The sequence below is a fragment of the Leisingera sp. S2M4 genome (genome assembly GCF_055398055.1).
Window position 1 is genome coordinate 400,039 of the sequence record NZ_AP040862.1, and the last position, 12,462, is coordinate 412,500.

At 63.8% G+C, this 12,462-nt stretch carries 10 protein-coding genes (1 of these 10 only partly in view); 7 read left to right on the plus strand and 3 right to left on the minus strand.

Annotated features, from left to right (window positions below; all coding sequences use genetic code 11):
• Positions 1–5: 5 nt before the first annotated feature.
• Together ACZ52D_RS18145 and ACZ52D_RS18150 are read right to left on the minus strand one after the other, a co-directional pair.
• Positions 6–1,250 (minus strand): ABC transporter substrate-binding protein, encoded by a 1,245-nt coding sequence (locus ACZ52D_RS18145; RefSeq protein WP_464443239.1) that lies wholly within the window; start codon positions 1,248–1,250, stop codon positions 6–8.
• Positions 1,251–1,322: 72 nt separating this feature from the next.
• Positions 1,323–2,375, minus strand: coding sequence for an ABC transporter ATP-binding protein (locus ACZ52D_RS18150; RefSeq protein ID WP_464443240.1), 1,053 nt, complete (start codon positions 2,373–2,375; stop codon positions 1,323–1,325).
• A 115-nt stretch (positions 2,376–2,490) separates the two neighbouring features.
• On the opposite strand from ACZ52D_RS18150, the gene ACZ52D_RS18155 reads away from it, so the two are divergent.
• Positions 2,491–3,495, plus strand: coding sequence for an ester cyclase (locus ACZ52D_RS18155; protein ID WP_464443241.1), 1,005 nt, complete (start codon positions 2,491–2,493; stop codon positions 3,493–3,495).
• Between the two features lie 67 nt (positions 3,496–3,562).
• On the opposite strand, the gene ACZ52D_RS18160 is transcribed toward ACZ52D_RS18155, so the two are convergent.
• Complete coding sequence (locus tag ACZ52D_RS18160) at positions 3,563–4,321, minus strand: HpcH/HpaI aldolase family protein (RefSeq protein WP_464443242.1); 759 nt, start codon at positions 4,319–4,321, stop codon at positions 3,563–3,565.
• Between the two features lie 424 nt (positions 4,322–4,745).
• Between ACZ52D_RS18160 and ACZ52D_RS18165 the strand changes: the two genes are divergently transcribed.
• The 6 genes from ACZ52D_RS18165 to ACZ52D_RS18190 all read left to right on the plus strand — a co-directional run.
• Positions 4,746–5,726: a LacI family DNA-binding transcriptional regulator gene (locus ACZ52D_RS18165; RefSeq protein WP_222455440.1), complete on the plus strand. Its 981-nt coding sequence runs from the start codon at positions 4,746–4,748 to the stop codon at positions 5,724–5,726.
• A 110-nt stretch (positions 5,727–5,836) separates the two neighbouring features.
• Positions 5,837–6,805: a TAXI family TRAP transporter solute-binding subunit gene (locus tag ACZ52D_RS18170; RefSeq protein ID WP_464443243.1), complete on the plus strand. Its 969-nt coding sequence runs from the start codon at positions 5,837–5,839 to the stop codon at positions 6,803–6,805.
• A gap of 66 nt (positions 6,806–6,871) precedes the next feature.
• Positions 6,872–8,770 (plus strand): TRAP transporter permease, encoded by a 1,899-nt coding sequence (locus ACZ52D_RS18175; protein ID WP_222455438.1) that lies wholly within the window; start codon positions 6,872–6,874, stop codon positions 8,768–8,770.
• A 196-nt stretch (positions 8,771–8,966) separates the two neighbouring features.
• Positions 8,967–10,298, plus strand: a complete 1,332-nt coding sequence (gene hisD, locus ACZ52D_RS18180; protein ID WP_222455437.1) for a histidinol dehydrogenase — start codon at positions 8,967–8,969, stop codon at positions 10,296–10,298.
• A gap of 90 nt (positions 10,299–10,388) precedes the next feature.
• Entirely contained in the window at positions 10,389–11,153 is a 765-nt protein-coding gene (locus ACZ52D_RS18185; protein ID WP_464443244.1) for an SDR family NAD(P)-dependent oxidoreductase, read from the plus strand.
• A 19-nt stretch (positions 11,154–11,172) separates the two neighbouring features.
• Positions 11,173–12,462: the 5' portion of a Re/Si-specific NAD(P)(+) transhydrogenase subunit alpha gene (locus tag ACZ52D_RS18190; protein ID WP_464443246.1), read on the plus strand. The gene runs 282 nt beyond the window's last position; the window shows 1,290 of its 1,572 coding nt (coding positions 1–1,290); its start codon is at positions 11,173–11,175; its stop codon lies off the right edge, out of view.

Sequence of the window (12,462 nt, forward strand, 5' to 3'; positions counted from 1 at the left end):
GAGGTTTACTTGAGGAAACCGGCTTCCTTGGCCGAGGTCCGATAGGCGGTCTCGACATCTGCCAGCGCCTGTTCGGCGCTTTCGCCGCCTTTCAGGAAGTCGGTCAGTTCCGAACCGAGCGCTGCGTGCAGCAGGCCCATCTGCGGGATCATCGGGTAGGGGCGCGCACCGCCCTGCGCGGTCGCCGCGACACCTGCGGCGGCAGGGCCGGGCTCAAAGCCGGGCAGCAGCCAGACCGCATCGTCGTTGTTGGCCGCCACCATTTCCGGGTTGAGACCGCTGATGAGGGCCGCGAAGGTGGCCTCGGCGTCTGCATCCGGGATATTGGCTGCGATCGAGATGCCGTCCCACCACAGGGTGGCCGCGGGCGTCGAGCCACCGCCGACGGTGGGAGCTGCCGACAGAACCGTATTCGAGGTCACTTCTTCGGTGGAGCCTTCGTCATCCAGGATCGGCGCGCCGCGCGAGCCCCACATGATCGCCAGTGCCGCCTGGCCGGATTCCCACAGGCCCTGGGTCTCGTTGGAGGCATGGGTCAGGTGGTCCGGGTGGGCGTATTCCACCAGCGCCTTCATGGTGTTGAGCGTGGCGATGCCTTTTTCGTTGTTGATCGAAGGCTCGGCAGAGCCGGGCGCGAAGAACTCACCGCCGTGGCCCAGATAGATCATGTTGAAGACTTCGCCGACATTCCAGCCGGTTTGCAGGTTCATCACCAGGGGGTGTTCCATGATGCCCGCAGCGCGGATCTTCTCCGCCGCTTCCAGCACTTCCTCATAAGATGCGGGGATGCCTTCGACACCGGCCTCCTCGAGGATGTCCTTGCGCGAGAACAGGTGCTGCGAGTTGGCCATGAAGGCGACCGCCATCACCTTGCCGTCGATGGTGATCAGTACGTTCGGCGGGATGCTGTCCTTGTACTTCTCAACCAGATCGTTCAGCGGCCGCACCAGCCCGTCGTTCATCAGCTGGGTCAGGGTCGCGTTGGCGAGGATCACCGAGGTGTATTCCGCCGGGTTCGGCGTCAGCGCCGCGTTCATGATCTGACGCGCTTCGGTGGTGTGGTTGACGGTGAATTCGGCAGCAGCGGCGGCACAATTCGCTTGCGCAGCTTCAACCACCGCATGAATCGCGGGGAAGTCGCTGGCCAGAATGCGGATCGACTGCCCCTCGGGGCCGCAATCGGCGGCAAAGGCGGCCGAGCTCATCAGTCCGGCAAATAGTGACGCTGTGGCAAGTCTTTTCAATAGCATGGTAATCTCCCTGTTGGCATTTGCTTTACCGAGGCTTGGGCTGGGGCATTTGTGCCTTCTGTGCCGCGCGGATCAGCCTCCGATCCGCGCGCCGGTTTGTCCGTCGAAGAGGTGGCAGATGTGTTGCGGAACGGCGATTGACACCATCTCGCCGATCTCGGCGCGGAAGGTCTTGTCCGCCTTGACCGAGATCAGCGCGCCGCCGACGCGGACCGAGATCATGGTGGCGTCGCCCAGCAGCTCCATCGTGTAGATCGGCGCGTTGATCTGGCCGTGGCCCGGCTCTGCGATGCCGGCATCTTCGGCGCGGAAGCCAAGGGTCAGCGGGCCGTTGGGGGCGCTCAAGCCGGAGATCTCGACGTTCTTGGCGCGGAAGGTACCGCCCTCGACCTCGCCCTCCATCAGGTTCATCGCCGGGTTGCCGATGAAGCTGGCGACGAAGGTATTTGCGGGACGGTCGTAGATTTCGGTCGGGCTGCCGACCTGTTGCACCACGCCCTTTTTCATCACCACCACGCGGTCGGCCAGCGTCATCGCCTCGATCTGGTCGTGGGTCACGTAGATGGTGGTCACCGCCAGCTCGTGGCTGAGGTTCTTGATCTGGGCGCGGGTGGAGACGCGCAGCTTGGCGTCGAGGTTCGACAGCGGCTCGTCCATCAGGAAGACGTTGGGCTCGCGCACGATGGCACGGGCCAGGGCGACGCGCTGGCGCTGACCGCCGGACAATTCGGCCGGCTTGCGGTGCAGGAAGTCGTCGAGTTCGACCATCGCCGAGGCACGGCGGACCTTCTCGTCGTGGGTCTTGGGGTCGATGCCCCGTACCTTCAGCGGGAAGCGGATGTTCTCGTAGACATTCATGTTCGGATAAAGCGCGTAGGACTGGAACACCATCGCCACGTCGCGGTCCTTGGGTTCCATGTCGTTGACGCGCTGCCCGTCGATCAGAATGTCGCCTTCGCTGGCCTCTTCCAGCCCGGCAATCATCCGCATTGTGGTGGTCTTGCCGCAGCCCGAAGGCCCCAACAGCACCAGAAATTCCTTGTCCGCGATGGTGAGGTCGAAATTGTCGACACCGACGAACGACCCCCAGCGTTTGCCCACATTGCGCAGTTGAATCTCGGCCATGACGTCTCCCTGCCGGCTGCTGTCAGCCGCTTTTGCATACGATTGCAAATAAGGTAGACTCGGGGCAAAGTTTTTGGCAAGACTTTTTTGCACACGTATGCAGGGAGCGTTTGGAATGCCGGATTTTTCATCGGAAAAACAAGTTGTCAGGGAGCTTTACGCCCAACTCGACGCGACGGGCGGAGAGGGCGCGGCCGAGGTTCTGTCGCGTCATTATGCCTCGAATCACATCTGGCGGGGGTACCATCCCTTCAATGAACAGCAGGGCGCGGAGGCGGTTGCCGAAGTGTTCTGGACGCCCCTGCACAAGGCTTTGCGTCACCTGCAGCGGCGCGAAGACGTGTTCTTTGCCGGCTTGAACGAGATGGACGGGTTTGCCTCAACCTGGGTTGTGTCGATGGGCCACTTGTTGGGGTTGTTCGACGCGTCCTGGTTGGGGATCGCCCCCACCGGCAAGATGGCATTCCTGCGGTACTGCGAGTTCAATCGCGTCGAAGATGGCAAGATCACCGAGACGGCGATGTATTTCGACATCCCGCATCTGATGATGCAGGCAGGGTTGCAGCCATTTCCGCCGCAGACCGCCGCGCATCTCGTGCAACCCGGCCCGATGACCCATGATGGCCTCATGTACGACCCGCAGCCGCGGGAAGAGGGGGAAAAGACGCTTGCGACGATCAATGCGATGATCTCCGACCTGGGCCAGTGGAACAGCGGGCTGTCGCTTGAGGACGAGCTACGTCAGACCTGGGCAGAAGACATGATTTGGTGGGGACCGGCCGGGATCGGCGCCACCTACACCATTGAACGGTATGCCAAGCAGCACTCCGGGCCCTTCCGAGCCGGATTCACAGACCGATCCAAGACGAAACACATCTGCCGCCTCGCCGAGGGCCATTTCGGCGGCTTCTTCGGCTGGCCGAACTTCACCGCCCGTCCGACCGGCGGCTTCATGGGGATGCCGGCAACCGACAAGGCCGGGGAGTTCCGGGTGATCGACATCTATCGCCGTCAGGGGGATAAGTTGGCCGAGAACTGGATCTTTATCGACCTTTTGCACTTCTGGAAGCAGCAGGGCGTCGACATCCTGGCCCGCATGGCAGAGGTCCCACGCAACTGATCGTTTGTAGCCGCGATCCAAGGCACCATGCCGCCGCACCGCTGTCGGGCGCGGCGGCATGGCGTGATCAGCCGCCGAAAGAGTCCTGCCGGATGCGGGCAATGCCTTGCATCATCAGGGAATGCTCGGAGCCGATCACGAACAGGCTGGCACCGGCGTCGCGCCACCGGCTGATATCCTCGCCCGGGGCACAGTAGAGCCCAGTGGCGGAGTCTTTCGCACCAAGCACCTCGGCGCATTTCCGACCGATCTCCGGCGCGTGGAAATCATTGGCACCATAGGACACCGCCAGGTCGGCGCGGCCGACGAACAGTGCATCGACACCGGCAACTGCGGCGATGTCTTCATAGGCGTCATAGCCTTCGGGATCCTCGATCTGGCAGATCACGCTGACCTCGCGGTTTGCGAGGTCGAAATGCTCGGACAGGCTGCGGCGGGCATAGTCTGCGGCGCGGGTGGTACCGGCAAAGCCGCGCCCCTGGTCCTGGCCGTAGCGGGTGTTGCGTACGATTTCCGCCGCCTGTTGCGCCGATTTCACATGCGGCACCACGATGCCCGAGATGCCACAGTCCAACATGCCCAGAATGGTGTCGGGATTGTCGTTGGGAATTCGCACGAGAAGCGGGCAGCCGGTTGCACGCGCCGCGATCGCGCAGGTGTCGACCGCGGCGCGGTCAAAGGGGGCGTGTTCGGCATCGAGGATAACGAAATCGACGCCAGCGTGGCCCAGCACCTCGGTGATTATCGGGTGCGGGGTTTTCACAAACAGGCCGAGCAGCTGCTCACGGCCTGCGAGCCGGGTCTTGAAGGTTGCGTTCAGTGTCATCTGCGCCTCTGCTATCGCGTTTCATCTGCAAGGGGAGGTCACGGCAGTGGATCGGGGCCGGGGCAGGGCCTGCTATCCTTATCTGCGCACCTCCGCGCCGCCGGGCCTGCCGGTAGGTGGTGACCTGCTTAGGAAACCGCCCGTGCCGCCGCAATATCGCGCAATGAGAGTGAAAAATTTCAGTCGTTGCTGTGTTCGCCACCAGCACTCGGAGCCGTCGACGGATCTTGGTCGGCAGGTTGGGCACTCATGCCGGGGTGGGGATGACCTCGCACCCGCCGCTCGTCACATCGCGAAGGAGATCCCGGCGGCGTTGGCCCCTGTCTCACAGTTTTTCGCGCTCTGGTTCACCTGGCTAGGATGGTCGGGCGAACGCGATGCGGGGAATTGCACATGCGGGCGATTTCCGATCTATGATCGCGACATGAAGAAAGTGACCTCAAAGGACGTCGCGGCGCTCGCTGGCGTATCGGTATCAGCGGTGTCGCGGGCCTACCGGGCGGACGCGCCGTTGTCAGATGACAAACGGCGCCGGGTTTTTGCCGCCGCGGCCAAGCTGGGGTACGTCAGCCGCGTCGATCATATTCTGTCGTCCCAGTCCAGCAACACCATTGCCATGGTGGTCGGCGACATGCGCAATCCGTTCTATCCGACCGCCGTGGACGAGGCGGCCCGGCTGCTGTCCGAGCGAGGTTTGCGCCTGATCCTGCATGCGGTGCCCACCGGGGAGGATGTGGACCTGGTGATGCGACAGGTGCTGGATTACCGGACCGAAGGTGTGATCCTCGCCAGTTCACGGATGGGGTCCAAACTTGCGGTGAAGTGCCGACAGAACCGGATCCCGGCCGTGCTGCTGAACCGGGTGCAGTCGGATAGCCACATGAAGGCCGTGTGCTGTGACAACTATGGGGGCGCGCGGATGATTGCGGATCGTTTCCTCCGCAGCGATCGCCGTCGGATTGCCTTCATCGGCGGTCAGCGTGACACCTCGACCCATCTCGAGAGGATGCGCGGGTTTACTGACCATCTGGCAACGAATGACGTGCGACCGACAGTGGAGCTGGATGGGGGGTACAGCTATCGGCAGGCGCATGCGGCGGCGCAGATGCTGCTGGCCGAACGACCGCTGCCGGAGGCGGTGTTCTGTGCCAACGACATCATGGCGATTGCGCTGCTGGATGCGGCCAGAATGCAGGGCATCCGGGTGCCGGAAGATATCGCGGTGGCCGGTTTCGACGATATCCCCATGGCCTCCTGGGACGCGTATCGGTTGACAACCGTGCGCCAGCCGCTCCGGCGAATGCTGAACCTCGCGGTCGACATCCTGACGGATCCCGGCAGCGATCCTGCTGAAGGTGACATCCGGATTCTGCCGGGAGAGTTGAAGCAGCGTGCCAGCGCTTAGTGAAAAAATTTCACTTAATATCGCAACCATTGCGCGGTGACGTGCATTTGCGCATCCCTTCCTGATACACGCCTGCTTTTTCAGCGCGTTTAATATCGGGAGGATATTCCATGAAGCTCAAATCTCTTGCCCTGACTGCGGCCCTGGCGCTGACCGGTGCCGTTGCTGGCGGTCTTGCCGCGGCTGAAACCCGGCTGGCGTTCGGCGCGACCAATTCCCAAAGCGCTCATTACGCCTATTTTGCGTCGCTGGCGAAGATCGTGAACGACACCTATCCGGAAACCTACCAGGCGTCGGTGGTGGAGACCGGCGCCACCGTCGACAACCTCAAGCGGATGGCGCGCGGGCAACTGGACATTGGCCTGGTGACAACCTCGACGCTGTATCACGCCTACAATGGCGTGAAAGGGTTTGACGGTCGCCCGGTCGAATCCAAGCTGCTGTGGGCCTATTCGCTGGCACCGCAGAACGTGGTGGTGCGACGTGATTCCGGTGTCACCGATCTCGCCGGTCTGGCGGGGCGGAAGTTTGGCCCCGGCATGCGTGGCTCCTCCACCGAGGCCACTGCGCTGGAGGTGTTCAAGCTGCTCGACATCGAACCCGACTGGGTGCGCGGCACCAACGGCGAGCAGGCCAACGCGATCAAGGACGGCCGCTCGCAAGGGTTCGTCAAAAGCGCCGTCGGCACCTCGTTTGACGCGCTGACCACCGACATCGCCGCCTTCACCCCGCTGCAGGTACTGGGCATTGATGATGCGCAGGAAGACAAGATCCGGGCCGAGCTGCCGGAACTGTCGATCGTGGAAATGCCGGGCGGCGAGATGGAAAACTCGGGTCCCTACACCGCCTGGGGTTTCATGATCGGCGTCTCCGCACGCCCCGACATGGATGAGCAGACCGCCTATGACCTGACCAAGGCGGTGATGGAATCGATGGATGAGCAGGCCGCGGCTTTCCCGGCGGTCAAAGGGCTGAACCTGCCCGAGCTGACCCTGCAATATGCCACCAGCCCGCTGCACCCCGGCGCCGTGCGATATTACGAAGAGATCGGCCTGACCGTGCCGGACCACCTGAAGTAACCCGCAGCTGCGGCCGGTGCCTGTCTGGTGTCGGCCGCACAGTCCGCAGCCGATTGAGATTTTGCCATGATTGCGTTCCCCTTGCTTGCATCCCTGCGCCAGAAGGCCATTGCGGTTCTGTCCGTGATGCTGGGCCTGTTTGTTTTCTACACTTCCTTCAACGGACCATTTGAATCGCTGGTGCAGCGGGCGCTGTTCGTGATGACCATCGCGGCACTGGCGGTGCTGATGCACCCGTTGTGGCACGGCACGCGGCTGCGCTGGCTGGGCATCCTCATCGATACCGCCATCGTTGCCATGGTGACGGTCTCCGGCTGCTACATCATCTCGAACTACGAGACGATCATGACCGACCTGCCCTGGGCGGGGCCGTTGGACATGATCATGGCCTTTGGCACGCTGGCGAGCGTGCTGGAGCTGGCACGGCGCACCTCGAACTGGGTGTTCCCGATGATCGTGGCGCTGGCAGTGGCTTATGCCTTTCTCGGCTATCTGATCCCCGGCCAGTTCGGCCACCGCGGTTTTGACAGCGCCTACCTCAGCGAGATCATCTTCTTGTCGGACCGTGGGCTGTGGGGGATGCTGGTCAATGTGGCCTCGACCACGCTGGCGGCCTTTGTGCTGTTCGGCGCGATCTTGCTACACACCGGCGCGGGCGAGACCTTCTTTGATCTCTCCGCCCGTCTTGGCGGCTCGCGCCCCGGCGGTGCGGCCAAGATTGCCACCTTTGCGTCCGGTTTCTTCGGCGCCATCAACGGCTCTACCGTGGCCAATGTTGCGACCACCGGCAATTTCACCATCCCGCTGATGAAGCGGCTGAAATACCCGCCCGCCTATGCCGGCGCGGTGGAGGCGATCGCCTCCACCGGCGGCCAGCTGGCGCCGCCGATCATGGGCACCGCCGCCTTTGTGATGGCAGAACTGGTCGGCGTGAACTACTGGTCCATTGCGCTGGCCGGGGTGCTACCTGCGCTGCTGTTCTATCTTGGCATCTATTCCACCGTGCATGTGATCGCCCGGCGCCAGGGTTTCCGCCCGGTGACCGCGGATGACCTGCCGGACTGGCGCGGCGCGATGAATTTCACCCGCCTTGCCCCCATCGCGGCGGCGCTTGGCGGCTTGGGTTTCGGTGTAATCAATGGCAACTCGGTTGAGCTGACCGCCTGCTACGGCATGCTGGCGATGCTGGCGGCGGTGCTGGTCGCGCGCATTGCCAACGGCGAGAACCCGCGCGAGGTGATCTCGATCATCCTGCGCGCGCTGGAGGCTGGCGGCAAGGGCGTGGTCATCGTCGGCATCCTGCTGGTTGGCGCCCAGGTGTTCGTGGCGATGATCAACCTGACCGGCTTTGGCGTTGCCGTCACCTCGGCGGTTCTGGCGATAGGTCAGGGCAACATCTGGCTGATCGCCGCGCTGATGGCGGTGGTCTGCCTGATCGCAGGGATGGGCCTGCCGACCTCCGCGGCTTATGTGATGGTCGCCGCGGTGTTTGCGCCGGCGCTGATCCAGCAGGGCATCGACCCCTTGGTGGTGCATATGTTCGTGCTGTATTACGCTGCGCTGTCGGTGATCACGCCGCCAGTTTGCCTGGGCGTTTTTGTGGCCGCAACCATTGCCCAGGCGCCTTGGATCAAGGTGGCGGTGGAGACACTACGGTTGGGTGCCACCGCCTATGCGCTGCCGATGCTGTTTCTGGCCTATCCCGGCATGCTGGGCGGCGGCGGAACCGAAGGCATCCTTCTGGCCGCCCTGTCGGGCATCGTCTTTGCGGTCGCCATCGCGCATCTTCTGGGCGGGGCACGGTTGCCTTGGGGCGGTGCCTCGCGGTTGCTGTGGGCATTGCCCGCTGGCCTCGCACTGCTCGGCCCCTGGTGGAGCGCCGCCACGGCCGCACTGATCCTTACTGCACTGGTGGTGATTGCCCGCCGACAGCTGGATCAGTCGCCCCAAGTCGCTGCCGTCTGACGATCACAGAAAGGCCGGGTGCGTAGCGACGCGCCCGGCCTTTGTTCTTTCGCTTATTGCTCGAGCGCTCGCCGGGCCAGTGTTGCCAGTCCTAAATATGAAAACTTTTCACCGGAGGTGAAAAATATTGCAGCGTCTCGGCGGATCTCAGAAACCATTGCCAAGCCAAGTTCCGAAGCTCTGAAAGGAGATTTCCATGACCATCGAATACCTGAAACGCGGCAAGTCTGACGCGGACCGTGCCGAAGACGACGCCAAGACCCGTGCGGTGGTGGAAGCCACGCTGAAAGACATCGAAACCCGCGGCGATGCCGCCGTGCGCGAGCTGAGCGAGAAGTTCGACAACTACAGCCCGGAGAGCTTCCGCCTCAGCCAGCAGGAGATCGACGAGCTGATCGCCTCGCTCAGCGACCGCGAGCTGGCAGACATCAAGTTTGCGCAAGAGCAGGTGATGAACTTCGCCCAGGCGCAGCGCGACTCGATGCTGGACATCGAGGTGGAAACCCTGCCCGGCGTGATCCTCGGCCACAAGAACATCCCTGTGCAGTCGGTCGGCTGCTACGTGCCGGGCGGCAAGTTCCCGATGGTGGCCTCGGCGCATATGTCGGTGGCCACCGCCAAGGTCGCCGGCGTGCCGCGCATCATCGCCTGCACCCCGCCTTTCAACGGCAAGCCGAACGCCGCGGTGATTGCCGCGATGCAACTCGGTGGCGCGCATGAGATCTACGTGATGGGCGGCATCCAGGCGATCGGCGCCATGGCCATCGGCACCGAGACCATCGACCCGGTGCACATGCTGGTCGGCCCCGGTAACGCCTTCGTGGCGGAGGCCAAGCGCCAGCTGTTCGGCCGCGTCGGCATCGACCTTTTCGCTGGCCCGACCGAAACCATGGTGATCGCGGACGAGTCCGCCGCGGACGCGGAACTCTGCGCGACCGACCTCCTTGGCCAGGCCGAGCACGGCTACAACTCGCCTTGCGTGCTGCTCACCAACTCCCGCAAGCTGGCCGAGGAAACGCTGAGCGAGATCGACCGTCTGCTGGGCATCCTGCCCACCGCCGGCACCGCCAAGGTGTCGTGGGAGGAATACGGCGAGGTGATCGTCTGCGACACCTACGACGAGATGCTGAAGGTCGCCGATGACATCGCCTCCGAGCACGTGCAGGTGATGACCGACCGCGACGACTGGTTCCTGGAAAACATGACCTGCTACGGCGCGCTGTTCCTCGGCCCCCGCACCAATGTCGCCAACGGCGACAAGGTGATCGGCACCAACCACACCCTGCCGACCAAGAAGGCAGGTCGCTACACCGGCGGGTTGTGGGTGGGCAAGTTCCTGAAAACACACAGCTATCAGAAGGTCACCACCGACGAGGCCGCCACCATGATCGGCGAATACGGCTCGCGCCTCTGCATGCTCGAGGGCTTTGTCGGCCACGCCGAACAGTGCAACATCCGCGTGCGCCGCTATGGCGGTGTGGAGGTGCCCTACGCCGGTGCCGCCGCCTGGCGCGAAGCGGCGGAATAACAGCTCCCGCCATTGCCGGACCCAGGCCACGCGAGGCCCGGGTCCGGCCTGTTCTGCCTCCAGACCGGGGGCGGCCAACCGGAGAGACAGATGAAACTACCGCAAACGCCAAGCCTGCGGCTGGACGGGAAGCGCGCGCTGGTGACCGGCGCGACTTCGGGGATCGGTCTGGGGGCTGCCACTGCTCTGGCGCGGGCCGGGGCAGAGGTGCATTGTCTTGCGCGCAGCAACGACCAGCTCGACGCGCTCTGCGGAGCACTTGCCGAAGAGGGGCTGAGCGCGCTGCCGCTGCCGCTGGACCTGACGGACGTGGAGGCAGTTGCGGATGAGCTGGCGACCCGCGAGGCCTATGACGTCGTGGTCAACTCTGCCGGCATGGCCCGCCACAGTGCCGCGCTGGACACCAGTCCTGAAGATTATGACGCGGTGATGGGGCTGAACCTGCGCGCCGCCTATTTCCTCTCCACCGCCGCGGCACGCCGCATGACGGCAGTCGGCAAACCGGGTTCTATCATCCACCTAAGCAGCCAGATGGGGCATGTGGGCGGCATCGTCCGCGCGGTCTATTGCGCGTCGAAACATGCGCTGGAGGGCATGATCAAAGCGATGGCGATCGAGTGGGGCCCGAACCGGATCCGCATCAACTCGATCTGCCCGACCTTCATTCGCACCCCGCTGGGAGAACAGACGCTGGCCGATCCCGAACGCCGCCAATGGATTGAAGGCAAGATCAAGCTGGGCCGCGTCGGAGAGGTCGAGGACATCATGGGCGCTGTTGTCTACCTGGCCTCGGATGCTTCGGCGCTGGTCACCGGCACCTCTTTGCTGATCGACGGCGGCTGGACCGCCGAGTAACTCCTGCAAGGAAGAAAAGATGAAACTAGGGACACCAAAAGAGACATTTCCGGGCGAGAACCGGGTTGCGCTGACGCCGGACTCTGCGCGTCAGTTGCAGAAGCTGGGCTACGCTTGCGCGATTGAGACCGGGGCCGGGGCGGCGGCGGGGTTTTCGGATGCCGCCTATGCCGAGGCGGGCGTCGAGATCGTCAAGACCGCGGCGCAGCTGTGGAAGACGGCCGACATCATCGCCAAGGTGCGCCAGCCCAATGAGACCGAGCTGAAGCGGCTGACCAAGGGCAAGATGCTGATCTCCTTCTTCAATCCCGCCGGGAACGAGGCGGGCATGGAGGCCGCCAAGGCCAAGGGCGCCAATGTCATCGCGATGGAAATGGTGCCGCGGATCAGCCGCGCGCAGAAGATGGACGCGCTGTCATCGATGGCCAATATCGCGGGCTACCGCGCGGTGATCGAGGCGGGCAACAACTTCGGCCGCTTCTTCACCGGTCAGATCACCGCCGCGGGCAAGGTGCCGCCGGCCAAGGTGCTGGTGGTGGGCGCGGGTGTTGCGGGCCTTGCCGCCATCGGCACCGCGACCTCGCTGGGCGCGGTCACTTACGCCTTCGACGTGCGTCCCGAGGTGGCCGAACAGGTGGAATCGATGGGCGCCGAGTTCGTCTATCTCGATTTCGAGGAGGAGCAGCAGGACGGGGCTGCCACCGGCGGCTATGCCTCTGTGTCCAGCCCGGAATTCCGCGAAGCGCAGCTCGCCAAGTTCCGCGAACTGGCACCGGAGATGGACATCGTCATCACCACTGCGCTGATCCCCAACCGCGAAGCGCCGGAGCTGTGGACCGAGGATATGGTCGCGGCGATGAAGCCGGGCTCGGTGATCGTGGATCTCGCGGCCGAGAAGGGCGGCAACTGCAAGCTGACCGTCGCGGACGAGAAGATCGTCACCGACAACGGCGTCACCATCATCGGCTACACCGATTTCCCCAGCCGCATGGCGGCGCAGGCCTCGTCGCTCTATGCGACCAACATCCGCCACATGATGAGTGATCTGACGCCGGGCAAGGACGGGCAGATCGTGCATGACATGGAGGATGACGTGATCCGCGGCGCCACCGTGGCGTATCAGGGCGAGATCACCTTCCCGCCGCCACCGCCCAAGGTGCAGGCGATCGCGGCGCAGAAGAAGCCCGAGGTGAAGGAGCCGACGCCGGAGGAAAAACGCGCCGCCGAGGTGGCCGCCTTCAAGGCGCAGACCAAGGCGCAGGTGACCATGCTGGCAGGCGGCGGTGCGCTCTTGCTGCTGGTCGGGCTG

Coding starts and splice junctions, on each gene's coding strand:
- ACZ52D_RS18145 (WP_464443239.1), bottom strand. CDS start 1,250: ATGCTATTGAAAAGACTTGCCACAGCGTCACTATTTGCCGGACTGATG.
- ACZ52D_RS18150 (WP_464443240.1), bottom strand. CDS start 2,375: ATGGCCGAGATTCAACTGCGCAATGTGGGCAAACGCTGGGGGTCGTTC.
- ACZ52D_RS18155 (WP_464443241.1), top strand. CDS start 2,491: ATGCCGGATTTTTCATCGGAAAAACAAGTTGTCAGGGAGCTTTACGCC.
- ACZ52D_RS18160 (WP_464443242.1), bottom strand. CDS start 4,321: ATGACACTGAACGCAACCTTCAAGACCCGGCTCGCAGGCCGTGAGCAG.
- ACZ52D_RS18165 (WP_222455440.1), top strand. CDS start 4,746: ATGAAGAAAGTGACCTCAAAGGACGTCGCGGCGCTCGCTGGCGTATCG.
- ACZ52D_RS18170 (WP_464443243.1), top strand. CDS start 5,837: ATGAAGCTCAAATCTCTTGCCCTGACTGCGGCCCTGGCGCTGACCGGT.
- ACZ52D_RS18175 (WP_222455438.1), top strand. CDS start 6,872: ATGATTGCGTTCCCCTTGCTTGCATCCCTGCGCCAGAAGGCCATTGCG.
- hisD (WP_222455437.1), top strand. CDS start 8,967: ATGACCATCGAATACCTGAAACGCGGCAAGTCTGACGCGGACCGTGCC.
- ACZ52D_RS18185 (WP_464443244.1), top strand. CDS start 10,389: ATGAAACTACCGCAAACGCCAAGCCTGCGGCTGGACGGGAAGCGCGCG.